Here is a 26,125-nt window from a genome sequence, read left to right as displayed (position 1 = left end):
TTAATAATAAAAACTTAAAATAATAATTATGGCTTTTGAATTACCAAAATTGGGCTATGCTTATGATGCATTAGAGCCTAATATAGATGCAAGAACAATGGAGATACACCATACAAAACACCATCAAGGATATACTACTAAATTGAATGCCGCAATTGAAGGCACGGATTTAGAGGGTAAATCTATTGAAGATATTTTAACAAACCTAGACATGAGCAACAGTGCCGTGCGAAATAATGGTGGTGGTTTTTACAACCACGCGTTATTCTGGACGGTAATGAATCCTGAAGATCGCGGATATCTTTCCGGCGAACTTAAAGATGCGATCAATGATGCTTTTGGTTCTAAAGAAGCTTTTATCGAAGCATTTAGTAATGCTGCCGCTTCGCAATTTGGTTCCGGATGGGCCTGGTTGTGCGTGCACAAAGGTGGTAAGGTAGAAGTTTGCTCAACACCAAACCAGGATAATCCATTGATGCCGGGTGTAGGTTGCCAAGGAACTCCTATTTTAGGAATTGATGTTTGGGAGCATGCTTATTACCTAAACTATCAGAACCGTCGTCCTGATTATATCAAAGCGTTCTCAGAAATTATTAACTGGAATGAAGTTGAGCGTCGTTACGCCGCTGCCAAATAATCCAGATAAGATAAAATTGAAAAAAGCAAACCAAATTGGTTTGCTTTTTTTTGCTTTAAACTGAATGTTTGTAAAATGAAAAAGGTGAACAAGATATGTTCACCTTTTTGCCCCAAATCTACCATAAACTTAACCTACTTATGTTATGGTGGCGTAAATATATATTGTTAAAAAAGACTGATAAAATATTTTCGCTGAACGGCGTATATATTAGCTTAGAAGGAACACGTCATCTAATTTTACAGATGAATGAAAAACATAAATGATATCAGCAAGCTTCACTTTTAAGCATAAAAAAAGGCGAACGAGAGTTCACCTTTTTTTGCCCCAAATCTACCATGAACTTAACCTACTTATGTTATGGTGAAACTAATGTATGCTGATTTTGTGGAATGAAATTATTTTTTAGATGAAACGCATTTTTTTTAGATAAAATGCTAATTATTCAGTTAAATAACGTTTTTTTGTTAAAACGATAATTAATAGGCACGTTCATTATTACCTTCATAAAAGTTGATAAAAGCCCTGTTAACCACACGGTTACCACCAACGGTTGGATAGTCTCCGGTGAAGTACCAGTCGCCTAAATTCTTCGGACAAGCCAGATGAAGATTTTCCACCGATTGGAAAATAATTTTTACTTCCGCATTAATAGATTCATCGCTTAATAATTCAGCCATTTTATCAGAAATCTGCTCATCAGTGAAAGAATCATAAATTTCCTTTACAAAGTTTTGTACATGCTTGTCCTCCAGATCGGTTTGCTCTTTACATTTTTTATAAACATCATCAACAATGTGATATTTATTGTTGTCTTTTAACAAGGCAAGAGCCGATTGAAATGCGATCAGGCTTTCCAAATTCGCCATATCAATACCATAACAATCAGGATAACGGATCTGTGGCGCCGAGGAAACAACCACTATTTTCTTCGGATTCAATCGATCCAGCATTTTTAAAATACTTTTCTTCAAAGTGGTTCCGCGAACGATACTATCATCAATAATCACCAGGTTATCTTCCGGTTTTATCACCCCATAGGTGATGTCATAAACGTGGGCTACAAGATCATCCCGACTGCTATCTTCGGTTATAAAGGTTCGAAGCTTCACATCTTTGTTTGCTATTTTTTCCACGCGAATACGCTCTGATAAAATCTCAGTCACTTTTTCCGCAGAAAGGCTGCGTTTTCCTTTTAAGATAATATCTGTCTTCGATTTGTTCAATTCGTTTTCAGCTGTTTCTACCATACCGTAAAACGAGGTTTCAGCCGTGTTGGGAATATAGGAGAATACTGTATTTTTAATATCACCATCTATCGCTTTCATTACCTGAGGCATTAATAATTTCCCAAGTTTTTTGCGTTCATGATAAATTTCGGCATCACTTCCTCTGGAAAAATAAATACGCTCAAAAGAACAGGCTTTCCGTTCCAGCGGTTCCAATATTTTCTTGATACTTACCTTGCCCGATTTTTTAGTAATAATGGCATGACCGGGATCTAATTCGTGCACATCTTCAAACTTTACATTGAACGCTGTTTGGATTACAGGGCGTTCAGAGGCTACAACGACAACTTCATCATCCTTATAGTAATATGCCGGACGAATGCCCGCAGGATCACGCAACACAAAGGCATCACCGTGACCAATTAAACCGGCCATAGCATAACCACCATCCCAATTTTTCGCTGCACGTTTTAATATTTTTGAAACCTTTAAACGTTCTGCAATAAGTGGTGAGGCCTGTTGTTTGTTGTAGCCTTCTTTCTTTAAATCCTTGTAAATTTTACTCACGGCATCGTCTAAAAAATGACCGATTTTTTCCATAACAGTTATGGTATCGGTATATTCTTTTGGATGCTGCCCTAACTCGATCAGGTTGTTAAAGAGTTCTTTTACATTGGTCATGTTAAAGTTTCCGGCCATAATAAGGTTTCGGTGCATCCAGTTGTTCTGTCTTAAAAAGGGATGCACACTTTCTACGCTATTCTTGCCAAAAGTACCATAACGCACATGCCCTAATAACACCTCTCCGATATAAGGGATATTTTGCTTTTGAGCAGCAACGTCGTCAGCATATTCGGGATGTGCCTGCAACTCCGCATTGATACGCTGGTTGATCTGGGCAAAGATATCCTGAATGGGTTGCTGCGCCACAGAACGCACACGACTTATGTAGCGCTGCCCCGGTTTAGTGTTTAGTTTAATACTGGCAAAGCCGGCACCATCCTGCCCCCGGTTATGTTGCTTTTCCATCATGAGGTACATTTTATTTACCCCATAAAAAGCGGTTCCATATTTTTCTTTGTAATACTCTAGTGGTTTCAGAAGCCGTATCACAGCGATACCACATTCGTGTTTTATAGCGTCACTCATATATTAAAAGCAATTCCTTTTTTTTAAATCCAACAGATCAAAACGATCATTTAATATTGAATTTTGTATTAGTGTCATTCTAGTGGGTTTCCTAACAAAAAACGCACTCTTTTTTTGAGCGCGTTGGTTTATGATAATTCTATTTCAAATTGCGTTAATTCTTTAAACTGCATCAAGCGTTTCTGAACCTCATCGTTCGAGAGCTTTTGCATGCGCTCTGTGCCAAACTTTTCAACACAGAATGAGGCCAGGGTTGAGCCGTAAATTACAGCATTCTTCATGTTTTCAAAGGAGATATCTCCCGTTTTTGCCAGATAACCGGTAAAGCCTCCAGCAAAGGTATCACCCGCGCCGGTAGGATCAAAAACCTCTTCCAGTGGCAAGGCAGGTGCAAAGAACACATCATCTTTATGAAACAACAAGGCGCCGTGCTCTCCTTTTTTGATTACTACATATTTAGGACCCATGTCGTGAATTTTACGAGCTGCAACTACTAAAGAATATTCTCCCGTAAGTTGGCGAGCTTCTTCATCATTAATGGTGATAACATCCACGCGCTTAATTACATTCATCAGATCGTCCCAGGCACAATCCATCCAGAAATTCATGGTATCCAAAACCACTAATTTAGGTTTTTGAGTCATTTGATCCAACACACTAGCTTGCACTAACGGATGAAGATTACCAAGCATCACCACATCGGCGTCCTGATAATTTTTAGGAACTTTCGGATTGAAGTCTGCCAGAGTATTAAGCTCTGTTACCAGCGTATCTCGGGAATTCATATCATTGTGGTACCGACCGCTCCAAAAAAAGGTTTTACCTTCTTTTACAATTTCAATACCGGAAATATCTATATTTTTATTGGAAAGCATGTCCAGATAGTCTTGCGGAAAATCGCCACCAACAACAGAAACCGCTGCGGCATCAACCCCAAAATATGAGGCAGCAAGACCAATAAAAGTTGCGGCGCCACCGAGTATTTTATCGGTTTTACCAAATGGCGTTTCAATCGCGTCAAAAGCTACAGTACCTACAATTACTAATTTACCCATAAATTAGATATCCAATTAATGGGCAAATATACGTCTTTTTAAATGCTAATTAAAACTATATTTTTGAGAATTGAGATTTGGTTATTTCCGTCCAAAATCCGCAGGAATTTCACCCCAGGCCTTGGTTTCCCACTTAACAATGGTCGTGGTGTACGCATTGTTTTTCAACCAATCTACAGCACGGTCAACCAATTCGAAAAGAGCTTCATTCTTTTTAGTTCGCGCTAGTTTGGTATTGCATTTCTTTTTCTTGACCCAGCTGATAGCCGTTTTAGAATCCGTGTAAATAATCCGATTGCTTTCTTTCTTTTTTAATAAGGCCAAACCATGCACGATAGCTAAGAACTCACCAATGTTGTTAGTGCCTTCTTCAAACGGTCCTTGAATAAAAAGTTGTTTTCTAGTTTTGGTATCTACACCACGGTATTCCATTTTCCCGGGATTTCCGCTAGAGGCAGCATCCACACAAATAGAATTTAAATTAGGCATACCAATTTTCTTTAATTGTGCTTCAGAAAGTTCGCTGGTAAAGGTTTTATCCTTTCCCACATAATCTCTGTAATTACCTTTCAAAGCTTTTTTAGCCGCTTCAAAAGTAGGAAAGGCTTTGTATTGCGCCCCTTGAAAATTTTTGATCTGCGCTTTGCAATCGTCCCAACTTTCAAAAACACCGGTATGATGGCCTTTCCAAACGGTATAATATTTTTTCTTTTTTGTACTCATAATGTTTCGTCATTGCGAACAAGGTGAAGCAATCTTTCTAATTATAACGCCTATCATGAGATTACCACGTCACAAGTTCCTCGTAATGACAACTTGTTTTTGATTCATAACACCAGCGAAGAATCTCATTTATTATATTGATAGAATCTTCAGTCACGGCGTTCCTTCTGAATGACATCAATTCTATTTTGCTTGATGTTTTGGGCGTTCCCAAGCTAAAAGCTCGGTCGGGCTATCCGCTGCAAGTCCGCGCTCGTGCCTCGCTGTGGGCTTTCCGCTACTATCCCTGCCTGCCCGGCAGGCAGGCCTAACGCGGGCTTCTTTGCCAGGTTTCGTCATTACGAACAACATGAAGCAATCTTTTTAATTATAACTCCCATCATGAGATTACCACGTCGCAAGCTCCTCGTAATGACAATTTGTTTTTGATTCAGAGCGCCAGCGAAAAAACCTCATCAAAATTAATCCTGTAACAACCCTTCCACCACTTTCGGAAAATGTTCCATCTCCAGTTCATGAATCTTAGCCGCCACATCCTCCGCCGTATCTGTTGGTAACACGGCGCATTTAGCCTGAAAAATAATGGCACCCTCATCATAATGTTCATTTACATAATGTATGGTGATCCCTGTTTCCGTTTCTTTATTTGCAACAACGGCCTCATGAACATGCATACCATACATCCCCTTTCCTCCATGTTTTGGTAATAATGCTGGATGAATATTTACCAGTTTATCGGGAAATGCTCTAAGAATATGCTCCGGGATCTTCCAGAGAAAACCAGCCAAAACGATGAGGTCCGGCTTTGTGGCTTTCAATATATTCAGAACGTCATCTGATTTTGAAAATGCCTCGCGATTAAACGACAGGGCGCTCACTTCCAGATTTTTAGCGCGATCTAATACTTTGGCCTTTGGATTATTACTAAGCACCTGAACCACAGCAATATCAGGCTTCGTTTTAAAATAACGAATCAAATTTTCAGCGTTGGTTCCACTTCCGGAGGCAAAAACAACAATACGTTTCATTTGTAGTCTTGGTATTTTTTACTTTTTTTGCGCCGATTTTTAAAATTTAAAAAAGGCAGTCTGTAAATATTGATTTTTGAGGCTTACTTTTTCATTATAATCAAACAAAAAAAAGAATAATTATTAACAATTACAGGCAAAATTAGAAATACTTAAAAGTAATTTTAGTAAATTACAAACACATTTTTTAACTATTCCGTTGATTTAAAATAAAGTTTTTTATTTTTGCCAACTAATTAAAACCTTAAATTAAAAAGATTATGTCAGACATTGCATCAAGAGTAAAAGCGATTATCGTAGACAAACTAGGCGTTGATGAAAACGAAGTTGTTGCTGAGGCAAGCTTCACTAACGATCTGGGAGCAGACTCTTTAGACACTGTGGAATTAATAATGGAATTCGAAAAAGAATTCGATATCCAGATTCCAGACGATCAAGCTGAGAACATTGCAACAGTTGGTCAAGCTATATCTTATATAGAAGAAGCAAAATAAGAAAAGCACAAACACTTTATGGAATTAAAGCGAGTTGTAGTCACAGGATTAGGGGCTTTAACACCAATTGGCAATACCAAGGATGAGTATTGGGAAGGGCTGGTTAGTGGAAAAAGTGGTGCTGCGCCTATAACATATTTTGATACCGAAAAGTTTAAAACAAAGTTCGCTTGCGAGCTGAAAAACTTTAACGCAACTGATTTCCTTGATCGCAAGGAAGCCCGTAAAATGGATAGGTTTGCACAATATGCCATGGTCGCTTCTGATGAAGCTATTGCAGATGCCAAACTTGATCTTAACGTGGTAAACAAATTGCGTGTTGGTGTTATATGGGGTGCCGGAATCGGGGGACTTGAAACCTTCCAAGATGAAGTTTTAAACTTCGCTTCAGGTGATGGAACACCGCGATTCAACCCTTTCTTTATTCCTAAAATGATTGCTGATATTGCACCAGCAAACATTTCCATAAAACACGGTTTTATGGGACCAAATTACACAACGGTTTCTGCCTGTGCCTCCTCGGCAAACGCTATGTTCGATGCACTTAACCAAATTCGTTTGGGTCATTGCGACGTGGTTGTTACCGGAGGAAGCGAAGCTGCAGTAACCATAGCCGGTATGGGTGGTTTTAATGCCATGCACGCCCTCTCTACAAGAAACGAAAGTCCGGAAACAGCCTCTCGTCCATTTGACGCTACGCGTGATGGATTTGTTCTAGGTGAAGGAGCCGGAGCTCTTGTTCTTGAAGAGTACGAGCATGCAAAAGCCCGCGGTGCTAAAATTTATGCCGAGTTCTTAGGAGGTGGTTTATCTTCTGATGCTTATCATATGACAGCACCTCATCCGGATGGCATCGGTGTTATCGCCGTAATGAAAAATTGTTTGGAAAATGCCGGCCTTAAGCCCGAAGATGTAGACCATATTAATACACATGGTACTTCAACACCGCTTGGTGACGTGGCTGAGCTTAAAGCAATTTCAGACGTATTTGGAAGTCACGCTAAGAACATTAATATTAATTCAACAAAATCAATGACCGGTCACCTTCTTGGTGCTGCCGGAGCTATAGAAGCTATTTCTACAATAATGGCTATGGAATATGGTATGGTACCGCCAACCATTAACCACACCACTGTAGATGAGAACATTGATCCATCATTGAATTTAACGTTAAACAAAGCTCAAAAGCGCGACGTTCATGTAGCAATGAGTAATACATTTGGTTTTGGCGGTCACAATGCCTGTGTATTATTTAAAAAAGTAGATTAAATTGTAATGCAATAGGCCAAAATATTTTTTACTTTATGAAAGATACCTCTGGTTTACCTCATCTGACAATAAATTAATACATTTACTCCTCAGATGAAAAGCATTCGAAACATATTAAATTCCCGTTCCAAACGTAACGGGAATTTTTTTATGACTTTACGAAAGATCCTGGGCTTTAAACCGAGAAATATAAAGGTCTACGACAAGGCGTTTACCCACCGATCTATGAATCTTAAAGATGAAGGTGGTAACGCCATTAACTACGAGCGTTTAGAATTTTTAGGGGATGCCATGCTGAGTGCCGTAATTGCCTCGCACCTTTATTTGGAAGCTCCCGATGGCGATGAAGGTTACCTTACCAAAATGCGTTCGAAAGTTGTAAGTCGCGAACATTTGAACGAACTCGGAAAAGAGCTCAATCTCATTCAAATGGTGAAAAGTAAAATTCCTGCCGGACAATTTGGCGATAATATTCACGGCAATCTCTTCGAGGCTCTGGTTGGCGCCATATTTTTAGACCGCGGTTATAAACATTGCGAAAAATTTATTTACAAACGCGTCATTCTTCCTTATGTGGATATTGAAACCTTAGAAGGAAAAGTGATCAGTTATAAAAGTTTGCTGATTGAATGGTGCCAAAAAGAAAAGAAAACCTTCGACTACAATGTATACGAAGATACCGGAAACGATGAGGTTCGTCATTTCTCTGTGAAACTTTCCATTGATGGGAAGGTCATATCAAAAGCCCGGGCAACTTCTAAGAAAAAAGCTGAAGAAAAAGCATCTAAACGTGCCTTCTTTGCCTTTCAGAACAAAATATCTCAAATGTTATAAGCTTCTTTTTGTGGCTTTCACTACAACGTTTTAGTTGATTAAAGCTCCAAGAATACACGAAAGATATCTTAAGTAAGCTACAGAAATATTATATTTACAACGTTAAAATAAGTTATGGCAATACATAAACTTGCTTTGGATGATGTTTTGGATGAAGTGTCATACACTTTATTAGCCATCCATTGCTCTTTAGAAGATTATCGCGTTGCTTACTTGTTAAACAAAAATTTAAACATACATTTAAAACGAAAACCAACTGATATCGATTTTAATGGTCGCACTCGCTATCCGATATTTGAATGGAACGATACCAAACAACGCGTAAGCTGGAATTTGGTTTCTAATATTTGTAAGGTAGATAGCCTTCAAACAACAGTTCAAAACTCCCTGTTCAATACTCAGGATACCATAACAAAGACCGCGTTTTTATTGCCGGAATACAGGCAGGTAAATTACCTCTTAAAAATTGAGAACGAATTTAGTTTCAGCAAAGAAAAGTATATTTTGAATCAAATTTTAAGTATTCCGCAAATTGTAACGGCCTATAGCATAAACAGTAGTGCTATAAAATCGAAAGACAACTTAATATTTAACTAATGCCAAAAAGAAAAAAAACCAAAATAGTAGCCACGCTCGGACCCGCTACCAGTACTAAAGAAGTACTCAAAGGCATGCTTGAAGCCGGGGTTAATGTATTTCGAATTAATTTCTCGCACGCCGATTATAAGGATGTTTCAGCGCGCATAAAAATGATTCGCGAACTCAACGACGAATTCGGATTTACCGCAGCCATTCTTGCAGACCTTCAAGGTCCAAAACTGCGTGTTGGGGTCATGAAAGAGGAAGTGGTTGTTAATCCGGGTGATGAAATTATTTTCGCTACCGGCGAACGTTTTGAAGGCACCAAAGAACGCGTGTATATGACCTACGATCGTTTTCCTCAGGATTGTAAGCCGGGAGAACGCATTCTTCTGGACGACGGAAAACTCATTTTCGAAGTCGTTTCATCCGATAAAAAATCTGAAGTTAAAGCCAAAGTCATTCAGGGTGGCCCTTTAAAATCTAAAAAAGGCGTAAACCTGCCAAACACTAATATTTCACAACCTGCACTTACTGAAAAGGATATCGAAGATGCCGAATTTGCCATTAAGCAGGATGTGGATTGGATCGCTCTATCTTTCGTGCGTCATGCCGAAGACCTCATGCAACTGCGCGATTTGATAAACAAACACAGCGACCATAAAATCCCGATCATTGCCAAGATCGAAAAACCTGAAGGTGTAGAAAACATCGACAAGATAGTAACGCACTGCGATGGTATCATGGTAGCACGAGGTGATCTGGGAGTGGAAGTTCCGGCCGAAGAAGTACCGTTAATCCAAAAGCAATTGGTATTACGAGCTAAAAAAGCACGTATTCCGGTAATCATCGCCACACAAATGATGGAAACCATGATCTCCAGCCTTACACCAACCCGTGCTGAAGTTAACGATGTTGCGAACTCTGTAATGGACGGCGCCGATGCCGTAATGCTTTCCGGTGAAACCTCAGTAGGAAAATATCCGGTAGAAGTGATCAAACAGATGTCTGATATTTTGAAAAAAGTGGAAGACTCTGAGCTTATTAAAGTTCCGCAATTACCACCGCACATTCGAACAAATCGTTACATAACAAAATCCATTTGCTACCACGCAGCCAACATGGCCAACGAGATCGATGCACAAGCCATTTCAACACTAACAAACAGTGGGTATACAGCATTCCAAATCTCAGCCTGGCGTCCGTCGTGTCACATTCTGGTATTCACCTCAAACCGCCGCATTCTCACCCGTTTAAGTTTACTTTGGGGTGTGCGGGCGTTCTATTACGACAAGTTCGTAAGTACCGACGAAACCATTGAGGACGTAAATGCCATCGCCTGCCAACAAGGCTACCTCGAAGAAGGAGACATGGTTATCAGTCTCGCCGCCATGCCAATCCAGGAAAAAGGTATGGTAAACACCTTACGTGTTACCGAGATCACTACAGGAAAGCTCAGTTAAATAAAAATATTTTGGGCGTTACCCTTACCCCGCTATTAGGGCGGGGTAAGCGTCGCGCTTTCCGCACTACACGGTAGTTTGCTTCAATCGCTAACGCGGCTTTAGAATTCAAATTTAAGCTGAACACTTACCGTTTTGGCTTCCGGTTTTTTCTCAGTTTCCGTGTTTAAATTCGATAAGGAAATTCCCAATAAACGCACCGAATTCTGTAATTTTTCCTGATACAACAATTCCTTGGTAGTTTCAAGGATCAATGCTTTTTCACTAATAAAATAAGGTAAAGTTTTACTACGGGTCTGAAGCGTAAAATCACTGTATTTGATCTTCAAGGTCACGGTTTTTCCACTAACTTTACTTTTCGCCAAACGGCGAGCTACTTCATCAGCAATATGATCGAGTTTTTCCAACATAAACACCTCACTCGACAGATTTTCACTAAACGTACGCTCTGCCGCCAGACTTTTCCGAATCCGATTGGGTTTCACCTCACTTCGATGTATCCCACGAACAACCTCGTAATAATACGCTCCCGATTTACCAAAATGCTCCTCCAAAAATTCCAGTGATTTTTGCTTGAGATCGGCTCCGGTAAAAATACCGAGCTGATACATTTTTTCCGCAGTCACTTTACCAACGCCATAAAATTTACGAATATCGAGTTCCTCCAAAAAAGGTAAGACCTCCTCAGGATTCACCGTTTTTTGTCCGTTTGGTTTATTGTAATCGCTGGCCACTTTCGCAATAAATTTATTGATAGAAATTCCTGCAGAAGCCGTTAAACCCAACTCCGTAAAAATACGTTCCCGAATATCTTGTGCAATTAAGGAAGCACTGGGATTTCCCTTTTTATTCTCCGTAACATCCAGGTAAGCCTCATCCAGCGACAAAGGTTCCACCAGGTCTGTATACTCAAAAAATATTTTCCTGATCTTTTTAGAGATTTCTCCATAGCGTTCAAAACGAGGTTTCACAAAAATTAACTCCGGACAAAGTTTCGCAGCTAGATTTCCGGCCATGGCACTTTTCACCCCAAATTTTCGAGCTTCATAACTCGCCGCACTTACAACGCCTCGTTTTCCACCACCGCCAACAGCAATAGGTTTGCCTTTTAATTCGGGATGATCCAGTTGCTCAACAGAGGCATAAAAGGCATCCATATCCACATGAATTATTTTTCTTATTGGTAAATCGGCCGACATACTGTAAATTTAGACAATAATTGGTTCTATCGTTTAGATATCTAAACCAAAATAAGTTGAAAAATGATCGAGATTGAACGCAAATTCTTGGTGAACTCTGAAGCCTTTAAGAACGAGGCTTTTAAAAAAACCAAAATTCAGCAAGGCTATTTGAACAGTGATAAAGATCGCTCCGTACGCATACGCATTAATGAAGAAAAAGCTTTTATCACCGTTAAAGGACCAACCTATAACAAGGGGATTCAGCGTTTTGAATGGGAAAAGGAAATTCCACGAAAGGATGCTGAAGCCTTAATTTTATTATGCGAAGACACCCCGATTGAAAAAATACGGTACGAAATAAAATCAGGCAATCATATTTACGAAGTAGATGAGTTCTTTAATGCCAATGACGGTTTAATTGTAGCGGAGATAGAACTGAACGCTGTAGAGGAGAATTTTGAGAAACCCGACTGGTTGGGGAAAGAAGTTACCGGCGATCCAAAATATTATAATTCGGAATTGAGCATTCATCCATATAAAACCTGGAAATCAACAAACAAATCTTAGATCAAAACCCATGAAAAAATTAATCATCTTATGTAGTATTGTGGTCATATTCTTTTCCTGTAAGAGCGATTCCAAATCCACTGATCAGATGGAAGAGACCATGCCAACAGACTCTGATTCCACTGTCGTTGAAGTGAAAGACACCCTGCCTACCGAAGTTGAAGTTCCTGTAAAAAAAAGCAGGAAAGCCTTGAAGGCTGAACTGGAGTCTCAAGGTTACAAAACCTTCGATTACGAAGACCCCAAAACCAAAGACACCATACTCATGCAACAATATTTTATAGCCTTTTTAAAAACAGGACCAATACGCGGACAAAATGAGGAAGAAGCTGAGGATCTGCAAAACGCCCATTTGGCACACCTAAGTAAAATGTATGAACTCGGCTATGCTGATATTTCAGGACCTTTTGGAGATAATGGGAATATTCGAGGCATTACTATTTACAATGTCCCCACTCAGAAAATGGCTGATAGTTTAGCCAATGCCGACCCCATGGTTAAAGCCGGCCGATTAGAAATAGAAATTCATCCCTGGTGGGCTGCCAAAGGCTATTCGTTACGTTAAATGTTCAAGGTCCTTAAAATCACCTACCGCCTTTTTAATGTTCTGATAATCCTCACATTATTAAGCATACATTTCATTATTAAGGATCGTACATTTCATGCCTCTTTATGGTTTTACACCTTACCTCTTCCAGTTATTATTGTAATTATATTAGGGCTTTCTATTTTATTGGGTAAGTACCGCAGATACAATCTTATTCTAGCAGGTATTCTAACGCTTGTCTGGTTGGGAAAAAGTTTTAACTTAAATTTTACTGAAGTACCTAAAAATCATGTTTTGGAAGTAGTTTTCTGGAATGCATCCCGGGATAATGGTTTTGAATCGGCATTCAAACTTAATGGCGGTCTACCGGATCTCATGGTTTTAACAGAAACTTCAGGTAACAATTTTGATAGTTTACAGGCAAAATATCCTGATTACTACTTTTATAACACCGCCGGAGGTTTGGAACTGTTTTCAAAAAAACCCATCCAAATTAAAAAGGAAAACATGTCGAAATTCCATTCCGCTGTGGTGCAATTTCAAGTTGATAATATCAATTTTTACGCTGTAGATATGCAAGGAAGTACGGATGTACCACGATCCTGGGAATTCGCTTTTTTAGATAAGCAAATCAAAGAAACTCAAAACACCATGATCATTGGTGATTTTAATTTGCCTTATGAATCCATTCTTTTCAAATACATAAAATCGCATTTTTATGATGCCCTGACCAAAAAAGGAAACGGCTTCCGAGAAACCTGGTTTTGGAACCTGCCTTTATTATCTCTGGATCATATCTGGGCGTCAAACGATATGACCATGTATAAAGCTGAAAAAACCAATACGGATAAGAGTGATCACACCATGATAAAAGCCTATATTAAAACCAATTAACTTTCAATTTACGCACTTCAACCCGTTTTTTGTGAAGTTTGTGTGTAGTTCAAAAACTTTTCATTAATATCGCTAAGAATTAGATTCATTTTGGAGATCCTTAAAATCCGAAATACCATAAAAACGCTAGCCCAAAATCTTCTGTTATTTCTGTGCTTTTTAACCGCATTTTCGGTTCGGGCGCAATTAGGTTTTTGTACCGGAAATTCGGGAGACCCTATTTTTATTGAAGATTTTGGAGTAGGAACTTCACCTAATGCTTTACCGGCAGGAACCACTAGTTATATCTACACTACAGGAGAACCAAACGATGGTTATTACACTGTTTCCAGTAGAACCAATTACTTTGATTGGTTTAATATACAAGATCATACGCCTGGTGATACCAATGGAAAATGTTTGATTATCAATGCCGATTTCACGGCTGGCGAATTCTACAGAACAACCATAAGTGGGTTATGTGAAAATACAAGCTATGAGTTTTCATCCTGGATGATCAATCTGTTACCTGCAAGCGGCTGTGGTGGACAGGGCATCCCGATAAACGTACAATTTGAGATCTGGGATAAAACCGATGCAACGCTTTTAGCTTCCGGAAACACAGGTAATATTCAAGGGACCAACTCCCCTAACTGGCAACAATATGCATTAGTTTTTCAAACGCTCCCGGGACAAAGCGAAGTTATTTTAAAAATGCGAAATAACGGCCCCGGAGGTTGTGGTAATGATCTGGCTTTGGATGATATTGTTTTTAAATCCTGTGGAGATCGTACCGTAGTTGAAGACGAGCAAACAGCCACTGAGATTTCCATTTGCGAAGATGAAGTACCATATTCTAAACAATTGACGGCTATTCCCGATAATAGTGTTTTTTCAACGCATTATTATCAATGGCAACAAAGTAATGATGGTTCTAACTGGACCGATATTCCCGGTGAGACAAGCGATACTTACGATGCATCTCTTATAAACACGACAACATATTTTAGGGTAAAAGTTGCCGAAGATGCTGTAAACCTCAACAACGGTTTGTGTAATTCCTTTTCTGATGTTTATGAATTTCGTGTTGTTAACTTTCCTAGTCCACCCGCAAGTAATGGCGATTTGAACATTTGTGAAAATGATCCTACCCCGCTATCTGTAACCGTCCCAAACGGTGTTCTTGTGAATTGGTATGATCAAGCCAGCGGTGGTAATTTACTTCAAGCGGATAGTAATACCTACAAACCATCACAGAGCGGCACCTATTATGCAGAAGCGCAAACGATAAATGCCGGTTGCTTGTCTCAGTCCAGAACTGCGGTAAAAATGACTTATGATCCCATTCCTATGATGACCGATGAACAGCTCACTTTTTGTGAGAATACCTCAGTGATGCTCGAGGCCAATGTTCAAAATGCCAGCATTGTTGATTCCTATTTATGGAGCACGGGTGAGAACACCAAGCAAATTCAGGTTTTTACTCCTGGCGTTTACACCGTTGAAGCTTTTTCAGCCAACTGTTCCAGTGTAAAAACAATCACGGTGGAACAAATTGATAATCCAATAATCGACAGCATTTATTCCGACGGAAACGATATTGTTGTGGAAACGGCTAATTCCGGACCTTTCTTATATTCTTTGGATGGCCATATTTTTCAACAAGATAATGTTTTCAAAAATATTGATGGAGGCATGTATACCATATATGTGAAACACCGGGATTGCCAGCAATTGATCGCTAAAAACTATCTACACTTTTATATTCCTAAATATTTTACCCCGAATGGCGACGGCATTCATGATACGTTTGATTTATCAGGAATAGAATTTTACAGCTCATCGCAAGTAGCTATTTACGATCGGTACGGAAAACTCCTGAAATTTTCGAGTAATCAACCCTTCCAATGGAATGGGTTATACAAAGGAAAACGCCTACCAGCTAATGATTACTGGTACGTTATTACTATAGAAGGGCAGACCTTTAAAGGGAATTTTTCTTTAAAATATTAATAATGAATCGACATTATTTAACAACTGTAATTCTGTACGTTCCATTTTCAGTTATTATACTTTGAACTTCTCCATTGTAGGTAGCTGTATTTAAAGTATACAAGGGAATATTACAAACAGGAATATCAATACTAAGATTTAATACTAAGGTATCTGAAACAGTATCAGACAAATTCAAAATAAACGTGTTTTCTCCGGCATCACCAAAAAGGTTCATACTGATAAGATTTTCTAAACCGGGAACATCATTAAAAACCACATTTGTACTTATGTTGCCCTTATAATTTATGGTGATTTCATCAGCCGGGTAAGTATTATTCTCGATCAGATTTTCTCCCTGATCATCGACTAATTCTATTAATAAGTTACTAAAAAAAGGGTCGTAAAGCGAACAATCCACCTCCGGATCTTTAGGCTTATCACAAGAACATAAAAGTAATAAACATAGAGCAGGCAGCCAGTATTTCATAAGATTTGTTTTTATGAAGATGCCCGGATTACAAAAAGGTTGCTCAAAAAAAAGATGTCTTATTTAGTCTTTATAGAGGCCCACGTACAAATCGCCATTCGCATTCATAGTGGCGCGGTACATGCCAGGCGTATTGAATTCCATCGAAACATGACCATCATGATCCAAAGCAATAATGCCGCCATCACCACCCATTTGGGTTAGTTTATTTTGAATGACTTCATGCGTAGCTTCTTTCAAACTTAAGCCTTTATATTCCATTAATGCTGAAATATCATAGGCTACAACACCACGAATAAAATACTCACCCCAGCCCGTGCTTGAAACGCCACAGGTTTTATTGTTGGCATAAGTTCCGGCGCCGATAATAGGTGAGTCCCCGATACGCCCCCAACGCTTGTTGGTCATACCTCCCGTAGAGGTTCCGGCAGCAATGTTTCCGTTTTTATCCAGAGCAACACAACCTACAGTTCCATACTTGGAGTCTTTTATATTTTCATCATAAAAGGCAGAAACCTTATTTTTTTGGTTTTCAGACTCCATAACACGCTTTAAGGTTTCCATACGACTTTCTGTAAAAAAGTAGCTGGGATCCACAATGGTTAGACCTTCCTCTTTAGCAAATTCTTCAGCGCCTCGACCTGAGAGCATCACGTGCGGCGAGTCTTCCATCACGGCTCGAGCCAGGTTAATAGGATTCCGAACGATACGCGTTCCCGCCGAAGCTCCGGCATTCAAAGTTTTTCCATCCATAATGGAAGCATCATGCTCATTGTAACCTTCATGGGTGAATACAGCTCCTTTTCCGGAATTGAACAACGGCGAATCCTCCATCACATTTATTGTTTTTTGCACGGCGTCCAAACTGCTTCCGCCATCCTTTAGAATATTATAACCAACACGAATAGCTTCTTCTAACTTTTGACGATAAGCCGCTTCTTTCTCAGGGGTCATATTTTCTTTTAAAATTGTTCCGGCACCACCATGGATCACAATGGAAAACTGAGGTGTTTCTGATGTGCTGGCCATAGCATCATCAGCCATTTCAGTTGATATGGAATGATCTGGAGTTTTCTCAGAATCTTCTTTAAGATTATTGCAGCTAAAAATCAATAAAAATGATAGCGATAGTAGTAAGGAGTATTTCATAATTTGTAGTTGTTAGAGGGCTAAAGATAACTAATTTATCATTATCAAAAATTCACTAAAACGACTTAGAATTGGTATATTCGCAAATAAATTCTTTTTAATCAATAAATCAATAAAAAACATGCAAACTGTAGCAACAGATTTTGGTATAAATAAAGCACTCGAAACATTGGGCATAAACCCTGTGAACGACGGTACCTCAACGGGTTTGAATAGCTTTTCCAGCGGGGAACTTATTGAATGTTATTCTCCGGTAGATGGGGAGCTTATTGCCAAAATAAAAAGTACAACAAAAGCAGATTATGAAAAGGTTGTTGAAACGGCTCAGGACGCCTTTAAAACCTGGCGCACCATGCCCGCCCCACAACGTGGAGAAATTGTACGTCAGTTTAATGAAAAACTTCGTGAAAAGAAAGAAGCTTTAGGAACTTTGGTATCCTATGAAATGGGTAAAAGTTATCAGGAAGGTTTAGGCGAGGTTCAGGAAATGATTGATATCTGCGATTTTGCGGTTGGATTATCACGACAATTGCACGGTTTAACCATGCATAGTGAGCGTCCCGGACACCGTATGTACGAGCAATATCATCCTCTGGGAATCGTAGGAATTATTTCTGCCTTCAATTTCCCGGTAGCCGTATGGTCCTGGAATACAGCTCTAGCCTGGGTTTGTGGTGATGTTTGTATCTGGAAACCTAGTGAAAAAACACCATTATGTGGTATCGCTTGTCAGCATATTGCAGCAGAAGTTTTTGCGGAAAATAATTTACCCGAAGGAATTTCGTGCCTGATCAACGGCGATTATAAAGTGGGTGAACTCATGACACACGATAGCCGTGTGCCTTTAGTTTCTGCAACAGGATCTATCCGAATGGGTAAAATCGTGGCGCAAGCCGTAGCCGCAAGACTGGGTAAAAGTCTCTTGGAGCTCGGTGGAAATAATGCCATTATTGTAACTCCCGATGCCGATATAAAAATGACCGTTATCGGTGCTGTTTTTGGTGCCGTAGGAACCGCCGGGCAACGTTGTACAAGTACACGACGATTGATTATTCACGAATCGATCTATGACAAAGTAAAAGACGCCATTGTGGCTGCTTACAAGCAATTACGTATTGGAAATCCTTTAGATGAAAACAATCATGTTGGTCCGCTTATCGACAAAGATGCCGTGAAACTCTATCAGAACGCTTTGAAAAAAGTGGTTGAAGAAGGTGGTAATATTGTTGTGGAAGGTGGTGTTCTTGAAGGTGAAGGGTATGAAAGTGGTTGCTATGTAAAACCTGCCATTGCTGAAGGAGAACCGGATTTTGAGATCATTCAACATGAAACATTTGCACCGGTTTTATACCTACTAAAATATTCGGGTGATGTAGAAAATGCTATTGAAATTCAAAATGGCGTGAAGCAAGGATTGTCATCAGCCATTATGACCAACAATCTACGTGAAGCTGAGCGCTTTTTATCAGTAGCGGGATCAGATTGTGGTATTGCTAATGTAAATATTGGAACTTCCGGTGCTGAAATTGGAGGCGCTTTTGGTGGTGAAAAAGAAACCGGTGGCGGACGTGAATCAGGGTCTGATGCCTGGAAGGTTTACATGCGTCGTCAAACGAATACCATCAATTACACAACCGAATTACCTTTAGCACAAGGAATCAAATTCGATTTGTAAATCGATAAAAATAAACCGAACTTTAAAACCGTTTCTGTCTTAAGAAGCGGTTTTTTTATGCTTTAATATTAAACCTTCACTTTAAAATCCGGTCTTATGAATATCCTGTTTTGAAACTTCAGACTATGAAACCACAAGAAATCCAACATTTATACTGGCGTGCCGGCTTCGGAATTTTACCAAAACCTCTACATGATCTTCAGAAGAAATCAAAAAAGGCCGTTTTAAACGATCTCTTTTTTAAATCGAAAAATGATTCCCCTTTAAGAATTGATACCTCTGAAATTGATCATTTATTGACGAACAAAGGAAAGCTTTCAGATGATGAGAAAAAGAAAATTCAACAGTACAGTCGGAAAAAATTAATAGAACTCAATGCTGCATGGATACATCGCCTAGGTACAACTGATGCTGTTTTACGTGAAAAAATGACCCTCTTCTGGGCCAATGTTTTTGTATGCAGAGACAATAATGTTGCATACATGCAACGCTATAACAACACCTTGCGACAACATGCTTTAGGTGATTTTCGAGCTTTTGTAAATGCCATCTCAAAAGAGGCAGCGATGACCAAGTATTTAAATACCCAGCAAAACAAAAAACAAAAACCCAATGAGAATTTCGCCAGGGAACTTATGGAATTATTCACTTTAGGTGAAGGTCATTATACCGAACAAGATATCAAAGAAAGTGCCCGTGCCTTCACGGGATATAGTCATAATTTAAAGGGCGATTTTGTGCTTCGTAGATTTCAGCATGATCAGGGCGAAAAAACCTTTTTTGGAAAAACAGGAAATTTCAATGGTGAAGATATTGTCGATATCATTCTGGAACAAGAGCAATGTGCCCGGTTCATCTCGAAAAAAATATACAAATATTTTGTAAACGATAGTATTGATGAAAATCATGTTGAAGCCATGACCAGGGTATTCTACAAGGATTATAACATTGCCAATTTGATGCATTTTATTTTCAATTCGGATTGGTTTTATGATGCAAAGCATATTGGGTCTAAAATCAAGTCTCCAATAGAATTTATGGTTGGCATGAACCGTTTGGTGCCTATTCAGTTTAGTAAACCACGGCAATTGCTTTATATTCAAAAACAATTGGGACAAATATTATTAGATCCTCCTAATGTGGCCGGCTGGAAAGGCGGAAGGAACTGGATCGATAGCAATACCATTGTGCTTCGTTTGAAATTACCTTCCATGTTGCTAAACAATGCCTATATTTCGAAAGCGGAAGTTGGTGAAGAAGATACCATGATAAATGTTAAGAAAAATGTCTTTAAAAAAGGATTTGGTAAACGTATGGACATTAACTGCGATTGGGAAACTTTTACCAAAAACTTTAATAGTATATCTATCAATGAGTTACAAAATTATATTCTCGCCGGAGCTATGAATCCGGATACCAAACAGTATATCGAAGGTCTGGAAAAGGTGTCAAAAAAAGAATACAGCATTCAGCTGATGTCATTACCCGAATATCAAATGTGTTAATTATGGAACGAAGAAAATTTTTAAAACAATCGTCACTCGCAAGTAGCCTCTTTTTTGTGCCCGGTTTCATTAGAGCCTTTGAAGACGTAGTCACTAAAACCTCGAGATATAAAAGGTTGGTCATTGTACAACTTTCGGGTGGTAATGATGGACTAAATACTGTGGTCCCCTATCAAAATGACCTGTATTATAAAAATCGTCCGACACTTGGTATTCCGAAATCTCAGATATTATCTCTGAATGACGAGATTGGGTTAAACCATAATCTGGTGCCTTTAAAAAATCTTTATGATCAGGGCTACTTAACGATTATCAATAATGTAGGTTATCCAAATCCTGTGCGGTCTCATTTCAGATCGATGGATATTTGGCAAACGGCCTCAGATGCCAACAAGTATTTACAAACCGGATGGATCGGTCGTTTTTTGGATGCCTACGGAAAACATCCTTATGACGCCATTGAGATCGATGACAGTTTATCCCTTGCCATGAAGGGTGAAGGTTTAAACGGCATTGCAACTCAAAATCCTAAAAGTTTGTTTAACCTTACCCGAGATCCCTATTTTAAACATTTAAAAGCCGTACAGGAAGACGCTCATTTAAGTGAACACAATCTGGGATACCTGTACAAGACAATGATCGCGGCCCAATCTTCAGCAAAATATATTTACGAGACCAGCAATACGGTTGCTGCCAATAACGACTATCCAAACAATGCTTTTGCAAAACAATTGAGAACAACGGCGCAATTCATCAATTCTAATTTAGAAACCAGAGTATTTTATACGGCTTTAAATGGTTTTGATACCCATGCGAATCAAAAGAACAGGCAAAATCGTTTGCTTAAAACATATTCCGAGAGTGTGATGGCCTTTGTAGACGACCTTAAAATGAACGGAACATTTAAAGATACATTGATACTTACCTTTTCAGAATTCGGACGTCGTGTACAACAAAATGCAAGTACGGGTACCGATCATGGTACGGCAAATAATATTTTTATTATTGGGGAAAATCTCAAGCAACAAGGTATATTCAATGGTGCTCCCAATTTAAATGAGCTTGATGAAAATGGCGATCTTAAATTCGAAATTGATTTTAGAAATATTTACGCTACGCTATTGGATAAGTGGCTTGAGGTCGATCCTTCGAAAGTGTTGAACAACACCTTTAAACCACTAAATTTTATTTGATGAAATAAAAAGAAAAAACCCTGCCTTCACATCAATAATAACGAAAAACAAGGTTTATATCTAGAAAAGATTAATAGCAGAACAAATTTACTACTTTTTTGAATTTCAGAAAATTATTAAAGTTAATTTATGGTTAACAAATAATTATCAACTGTATTTCACTTTTCGTAGAATTCGTGCGGCTTCCTGATACAGATGATACATTTCATCACTATAATTTCTAAGGTAATATTTGGCTTCATTAAATTTATCCTTGGCCTCGTGGAATAAATTAAAATAACAGATGAGATAGGTAACCGGTAAATTTCTGAGATCTCGCTTTTCATGTTCCGTCAAAGAAAGCCCTTTTTTCAATTTAACTAAAAGCGCATTATTGGCGTTGTACACATGATGCAGCACTTTTTTGTCGTATTGCGGGGGTTCGAAAAGTAATTTCGTATCGATATGATACTGTGCGTTATCTTCAAACTTAATTAAAGTTTCCTCAAGTTTGTAATACTTATCACGGTTCTGAAATCCCAGATTCACATATTCAACAATTTTAAAACTGTCATTATCGTAGGTAATTGAAACTTCATCTAAAGAAGAAAAAAACAAACGTACCTGTTCGTTTATAAGTTCAATATCAACCCTTGAATAGAAGGTCTCATCTTTAATCTCTTTTTTCAAACCAGCCCAGCAAACCACAAAATACTCTTTAAACACCTTGTATCTGGCATTGAAATCCTGACGATTCTTCATAAAATGAAATACGCCATCCAGGGTGTGTTCAATATTGTTCTGAGCATTATTTTCTATGGCCGCAACAATACTTGAATTGATATCCTTGATTTCGATGTCGAAAATTTTAGGCATGCTCATACTACCATCTCGAAAAAACACCGAACCACCATAATACTTCCAGATATTCTTCCGCAAAGCAGTTAATTTTCCGGTAGGACGAATGGTTACCAAACCCACAACCTTAGAATCCGTTAGATGAGGAAATGGAATATTCTCATACTGCACAATGGGCGGATTGGTAAGATAGGCATTGATGAGATTTTGAATTTTACTATCATCAAAGAAATCAACACCAACAATGGTATTATCGGCATCTTCCACCCCAATAACGATATAAGAATTATTCTTGGGATTACTGTTTGAAAGCGCACAAATGTGTTTTAAAAATTTGGCTTTCCCTTCTTTATGACTGATATCGATCTTACGCTTTTTATCATAAAAACTGTTCTCATCATTGTGAGCCAATAGGTGTTTTATGAGCAAGCGTTTATTAATCATAACAGCTCTGGATTATTTTGAAGTTGTTCCTAATTCTCCTTTTTCACAATCGTACTATTTGCCTGGGCGGTACAAAACATTAAAACATCGGCAATATTAACATGGGGTGGTCGGGAAATGGCAAAATAGATCACATCGGCAACATCTTCGGCTTGTAACGCTTTAAAACCGGTATAAACCGTATCGGCAATTTTATCGCCTTTAAAACGCACTTTTGAAAATTCGGTTTCCACCAATCCCGGATTTATCGCACCAACACGAATACCGTAAGGGTTTAGATCGATACGCATGCCTTCTGTGATGGCGACTACGGCATGTTTACTGCCGCAATACACATTCCCTTTTGGATACACTTCTTTTCCTGCGGAAGAACCAATATTGATAATATGTCCCGATTTTCGCTCGGTCATTTGCGGAATTACCGCCTTACTTACATATAACAGACCTTTCACATTAATATCCATCATGGCATCCCAATCATCTATATTGCCTTCTTGTATCGGGTCCAGTCCATGCGCATTACCTGCATTGTTGATGAGAATATCTATGGTTTTAAAATCTTCAGGTAAAGTTGTAATAGCATTGAAGGTGGCTTGCCTATCGCGAACATCAAAATTTAAAATATGAACATCGGTTTGCTTCTCCAGATCATTTTTCAAAGTTTTTAAACGTTCTAAACGACGGCCGCAAATAATTAAACGAATATTATGCTTTGCAAATTCGTAAGCGGTGGCTTCACCTATACCGCTAGTAGCTCCGGTTATGAGCGCTGTTTTTGTCATTTTAATTCAATTTTTATTTAGCATTGGTTTACCAGATCTTCACACGGATAGAATCCGGGCGAAACATGGCATCACCTTGTTCAACATTAAAGGTTTTATAAAATGGTTCCAGATTACTTACCACACCGTTCACGCGAAATTTATAAGGTGAATGTACATCTGTCATGATCCTGTTGGCCAATGATGCATCACGCTGATTCATCATCCACGCAAAAGCGTAACCAAGAAAAAAGCGTTGTGATGGATTTAATCCGGCAATCATTTCATTATTTTGGTATTGTGGTGTTTTTTTGAACGCTTCATAACCCATGGTCGTACCACCCAGATCGGCTATATTCTCACCTTGAGTAGCTTCACCATTAATATGAAGACTATCCAGAACCACGTAATTATTGTATTGCTCTATTATTAATTTGGTTTTAGCCTCGAACTTTTCCCGGTCTTCTTTGGTCCACCAATTTCGTAGATTCCCATTTTCGTCATACTGACTTCCATTATCGTCGAAACCATGGGTGATTTCATGGCCAAAAGTTGAACCTCCAATAATACCATAAAGGATAGCATCATCAGGTAAACGCCCTTCATATCCAGGAACAATAATATTACAGGCGGGAACCACAATTTCATTAAAACTCGGACTGTAATAGGCATTATAGGTTTGCGGATACATATTCCATTCACTGCGGTCTACCGGTTTGCCGAATTTATTAATCATCCTGTTGAATTCCCAGGTATTCACGTTTATGATATTTTGCAGATAACTATCCTTGTTAATGGCTACACTACTCATGTCTTTCCAGGTATCAGGATAGCCAACTTTCATATAAATTTTCGATAATTTCGACAAGGCTTTCTCTTTGGTCTCAGGGCTCATCCAATCTAAAGCCTTGATGTGTTTTGCAAAAACGGTTCTAATATTTTCTCCGATCTCTTTCAACTTCGCCTTCGTGTTGGGTGGTAAATAATCTTTAACGTAGATCTGACCGATAAGCTCCCCGAGATTTCTGTTAGTTTCTCTCACCATGATCTCCCATCGCGGTTTTTGCTGCATCACACCACGTAAGGTAGTACTGTAAAAATTAAAATGTTCGTTTTCAAAATCCGGAGAAAGGTTATCTGCGAACGCGTTAATTAAATTCCATTTTAAATACAATTTCCAAGCATCAATATGGTACTTTTCAAGTATGGTTCCGAGTCCTTTATAAAATTCAGGCTGACCCACGATCACAGAATCAACTCGCTTCAAACCCCAGGTATCGAAAAGATCTTTCCAATAGATATTTTTATAATTTTCACTTAAATCTTTGAACGCTATTTTATGGTAATTCTCGTATGGATCTCTAAGATCTTCGAGTTTCTTACTAACTTCCGCAAGATCGGTTTCAATCTTAAAAACCGTTTGCGACGATGTTTGAGCCTCTAAACTATCCTGACCAAGAAGCCCGAACATACTCGTTAAATGCTGTTGGTACTTTTCACGGATATTTTTTGTTCTGGAATCCGTATTAAAATAATAGCTCCGTTGCCTTAAACCCAAACCACCTTGATAGAGGTTAATAGCATTTTGCTCACTGTTCTTGTCATCGGTACCCACATAAAAACTAAATAATGGGCGAACCCCAATTTGATTTAAATGGGCAATTTCTTCTGTAAGTTCTTTAAGATTTTTTACCCTATTTATCCTATCCAGTTCGCCTTGTATCGGTTGGTATCCTAGTTTGGCAATGGCAAGCGTATCCATTCCGCTAGCATAAAAATCACCTATTTTTTGTGAATTACTACCAGTAGGAGCATCAGCATCTGAAGCTTTGATACAAATATCCTTGATCGCAGCATTCACCGTATCCTGAATTGTAACGAAAATGCCGTTGGAACGCTCGGTTGGTTTTATTGGATGATTTTTGAGCCAGGTATTATTCGCAAACATAAAAAAATCTGTCTTCGGCGAATAGGTCGAATCGATGTGCGACGCTAATGGGTCCTCACCCATACCCGAGAGTGCATCTTTTTTTTGGTTGGATTGACATGCTATAAATAATAACAGCACCGTTGAAGTTAGGCTGTAATAAATACGTTTTTTCATAGTGGAAAAGTTAATTTTTTCAATTTTTTTTTGATTTTTTGGAAAAATTGAGTCAAATAAAAACACGTGATTTGAAGTCTAATTCGTTCAAAAACAGGTTGTAAACTTTAATAACTTCGTGTTTACAAATGACTTTTTTACCGTTCAATAAAAACCCTTTATCGATTGGGTTTGTAGTTGGTATCCTTTTTTCTGCAATTCATGTATAAAAGTACTTAAAAGCATATTAAAATTGTATTATTGTGTGTAAATTGTTTTTCAGGCCTCTTTCTAACCACGTCTGAAAAATTAAAAAATTGTATTTCTTTTCACCAAAACATCTGGAATCGGTTTTCGAACCGTATATA

General features: G+C 38.6%; 23 protein-coding genes. 13 read left to right on the top strand and 10 right to left on the bottom strand.

The genetic code is table 11. From position 1 onward, the window contains the following. The first annotated feature begins 28 nt into the window (after window positions 1-28). Entirely contained in the window at window positions 29-637 is a 609-nt protein-coding gene (locus tag ABD682_RS04315; protein ID WP_344739419.1) for a superoxide dismutase, read from the top strand. A gap of 479 nt (window positions 638-1,116) precedes the next feature. Here ABD682_RS04315 and ABD682_RS04310 read toward each other — a convergent pair whose 3' ends face one another. The 4 genes from ABD682_RS04310 to purN form a co-directional block, all read right to left on the bottom strand. Further along, window positions 1,117-3,015 (bottom strand): amidophosphoribosyltransferase, encoded by a 1,899-nt coding sequence (locus tag ABD682_RS04310; RefSeq protein WP_344739417.1) that lies wholly within the window; start codon window positions 3,013-3,015, stop codon window positions 1,117-1,119. Window positions 3,016-3,143: 128 nt separating this feature from the next. Further along, the gene (locus ABD682_RS04305) at window positions 3,144-4,070 is read right to left on the bottom strand and encodes a PfkB family carbohydrate kinase (protein ID WP_344739414.1); all 927 of its coding nucleotides are present in this window, start codon (window positions 4,068-4,070) and stop codon (window positions 3,144-3,146) included. An 81-nt stretch (window positions 4,071-4,151) separates the two neighbouring features. Continuing rightward, complete coding sequence (locus tag ABD682_RS04300) at window positions 4,152-4,793, bottom strand: ribonuclease H1 domain-containing protein (RefSeq protein WP_344739412.1); 642 nt, start codon at window positions 4,791-4,793, stop codon at window positions 4,152-4,154. Window positions 4,794-5,254: 461 nt separating this feature from the next. Further along, window positions 5,255-5,821 carry a phosphoribosylglycinamide formyltransferase gene (gene purN / locus ABD682_RS04295; RefSeq protein ID WP_344739410.1) on the bottom strand — a complete coding sequence of 189 codons (567 nt, stop codon included), beginning with the start codon at window positions 5,819-5,821 and terminating at the stop codon, window positions 5,255-5,257. Between the two features lie 260 nt (window positions 5,822-6,081). On the opposite strand from purN, the gene ABD682_RS04290 reads away from it, so the two are divergent. The 5 genes from ABD682_RS04290 (at window position 6,082) to pyk (ending at window position 10,460) form a co-directional block, all read left to right on the top strand. After that, on the top strand, window positions 6,082-6,315 hold the full coding sequence (locus ABD682_RS04290; protein WP_009778413.1) for an acyl carrier protein: 234 nt from the start codon (window positions 6,082-6,084) through the stop codon (window positions 6,313-6,315). 18 nt (window positions 6,316-6,333) lie between these two features. After that, on the top strand, window positions 6,334-7,584 hold the full coding sequence (gene fabF, locus ABD682_RS04285; RefSeq protein ID WP_344739363.1) for a beta-ketoacyl-ACP synthase II: 1,251 nt from the start codon (window positions 6,334-6,336) through the stop codon (window positions 7,582-7,584). 93 nt (window positions 7,585-7,677) lie between these two features. Further along, complete coding sequence (gene rnc, locus ABD682_RS04280) at window positions 7,678-8,418, top strand: ribonuclease III (RefSeq protein ID WP_344739361.1); 741 nt, start codon at window positions 7,678-7,680, stop codon at window positions 8,416-8,418. Between the two features lie 114 nt (window positions 8,419-8,532). Then, the gene (locus ABD682_RS04275; RefSeq protein ID WP_344739359.1) at window positions 8,533-9,015 is read left to right on the top strand and encodes an IPExxxVDY family protein; all 483 of its coding nucleotides are present in this window, start codon (window positions 8,533-8,535) and stop codon (window positions 9,013-9,015) included. Next, a complete protein-coding gene (gene pyk, locus ABD682_RS04270) occupies window positions 9,015-10,460 on the top strand; it encodes a pyruvate kinase (RefSeq protein ID WP_344739357.1) in 1,446 nt (481 codons plus the stop codon). The genes ABD682_RS04275 and pyk overlap by 1 nt, the downstream gene beginning before the upstream one ends. 101 nt (window positions 10,461-10,561) lie before the next feature. Here pyk and dinB read toward each other — a convergent pair whose 3' ends face one another. Further along, a complete protein-coding gene (dinB, locus tag ABD682_RS04265; RefSeq protein WP_344739355.1) occupies window positions 10,562-11,659 on the bottom strand; it encodes a DNA polymerase IV in 1,098 nt (365 codons plus the stop codon). A gap of 63 nt (window positions 11,660-11,722) precedes the next feature. On the opposite strand from dinB, the gene ABD682_RS04260 reads away from it, so the two are divergent. From ABD682_RS04260 to ABD682_RS04245, 4 genes are all read left to right on the top strand, one after another. After that, a complete protein-coding gene (locus tag ABD682_RS04260) occupies window positions 11,723-12,208 on the top strand; it encodes a CYTH domain-containing protein (RefSeq protein ID WP_344739353.1) in 486 nt (161 codons plus the stop codon). Between the two features lie 10 nt (window positions 12,209-12,218). Continuing rightward, entirely contained in the window at window positions 12,219-12,773 is a 555-nt protein-coding gene (locus ABD682_RS04255) for a YciI family protein (RefSeq protein ID WP_344739351.1), read from the top strand. Next, window positions 12,774-13,649, top strand: coding sequence for an endonuclease/exonuclease/phosphatase family protein (locus ABD682_RS04250; protein ID WP_344739349.1), 876 nt, complete (start codon window positions 12,774-12,776; stop codon window positions 13,647-13,649). It begins immediately after the preceding gene. A gap of 90 nt (window positions 13,650-13,739) precedes the next feature. Continuing rightward, window positions 13,740-15,641: a T9SS type B sorting domain-containing protein gene (locus ABD682_RS04245; protein WP_344739347.1), complete on the top strand. Its 1,902-nt coding sequence runs from the start codon at window positions 13,740-13,742 to the stop codon at window positions 15,639-15,641. A 13-nt stretch (window positions 15,642-15,654) separates the two neighbouring features. Here ABD682_RS04245 and ABD682_RS04240 read toward each other — a convergent pair whose 3' ends face one another. Together ABD682_RS04240 and ABD682_RS04235 are read right to left on the bottom strand one after the other, a co-directional pair. Continuing rightward, the gene (locus ABD682_RS04240; protein ID WP_344739345.1) at window positions 15,655-16,110 is read right to left on the bottom strand and encodes a hypothetical protein; all 456 of its coding nucleotides are present in this window, start codon (window positions 16,108-16,110) and stop codon (window positions 15,655-15,657) included. A 63-nt stretch (window positions 16,111-16,173) separates the two neighbouring features. After that, window positions 16,174-17,259 (bottom strand): isoaspartyl peptidase/L-asparaginase family protein, encoded by a 1,086-nt coding sequence (locus tag ABD682_RS04235; protein WP_344739343.1) that lies wholly within the window; start codon window positions 17,257-17,259, stop codon window positions 16,174-16,176. Between the two features lie 121 nt (window positions 17,260-17,380). Here ABD682_RS04235 and amaB point away from each other — a divergent pair, with 121 nt between their 5' ends. The 3 genes from amaB to ABD682_RS04220 all read left to right on the top strand — a co-directional run bounded on the left by amaB (window position 17,381) and on the right by ABD682_RS04220 (window position 21,632). Beyond that, window positions 17,381-18,934: an L-piperidine-6-carboxylate dehydrogenase gene (gene amaB / locus ABD682_RS04230; RefSeq protein WP_344739341.1), complete on the top strand. Its 1,554-nt coding sequence runs from the start codon at window positions 17,381-17,383 to the stop codon at window positions 18,932-18,934. A gap of 125 nt (window positions 18,935-19,059) precedes the next feature. Continuing rightward, complete coding sequence (locus tag ABD682_RS04225; protein WP_344739339.1) at window positions 19,060-20,439, top strand: DUF1800 domain-containing protein; 1,380 nt, start codon at window positions 19,060-19,062, stop codon at window positions 20,437-20,439. Between the two features lie 2 nt (window positions 20,440-20,441). Then, window positions 20,442-21,632: a DUF1501 domain-containing protein gene (locus ABD682_RS04220; RefSeq protein WP_344739336.1), complete on the top strand. Its 1,191-nt coding sequence runs from the start codon at window positions 20,442-20,444 to the stop codon at window positions 21,630-21,632. A 147-nt stretch (window positions 21,633-21,779) separates the two neighbouring features. Here the strand turns inward: ABD682_RS04220 and ABD682_RS04215 are convergent, their stop codons facing one another. The 3 genes from ABD682_RS04215 to ABD682_RS04205 are packed head-to-tail and all read right to left on the bottom strand — an operon-like array spanning window position 21,780 to window position 25,778. Next, window positions 21,780-22,913 (bottom strand): ATP-binding protein, encoded by a 1,134-nt coding sequence (locus tag ABD682_RS04215; RefSeq protein ID WP_344739334.1) that lies wholly within the window; start codon window positions 22,911-22,913, stop codon window positions 21,780-21,782. 29 nt (window positions 22,914-22,942) lie between these two features. Continuing rightward, on the bottom strand, window positions 22,943-23,695 hold the full coding sequence (locus ABD682_RS04210) for an SDR family NAD(P)-dependent oxidoreductase (RefSeq protein ID WP_344739332.1): 753 nt from the start codon (window positions 23,693-23,695) through the stop codon (window positions 22,943-22,945). Window positions 23,696-23,723: 28 nt separating this feature from the next. Beyond that, entirely contained in the window at window positions 23,724-25,778 is a 2,055-nt protein-coding gene (locus tag ABD682_RS04205; protein ID WP_344739330.1) for a M13 family metallopeptidase, read from the bottom strand. Between the last annotated feature and the right edge of the window lie 347 nt (window positions 25,779-26,125).

This window comes from Gaetbulibacter aestuarii, from assembly GCF_039537665.1.
In the GTDB taxonomy this organism is placed as follows: Bacteria; Bacteroidota; Bacteroidia; order Flavobacteriales; family Flavobacteriaceae; genus Gaetbulibacter_A; species Gaetbulibacter_A aestuarii.
The sequence above is the reverse complement of the archived record's forward strand: the minus strand, read 5'-3'. Positions and strand labels throughout refer to the sequence as shown.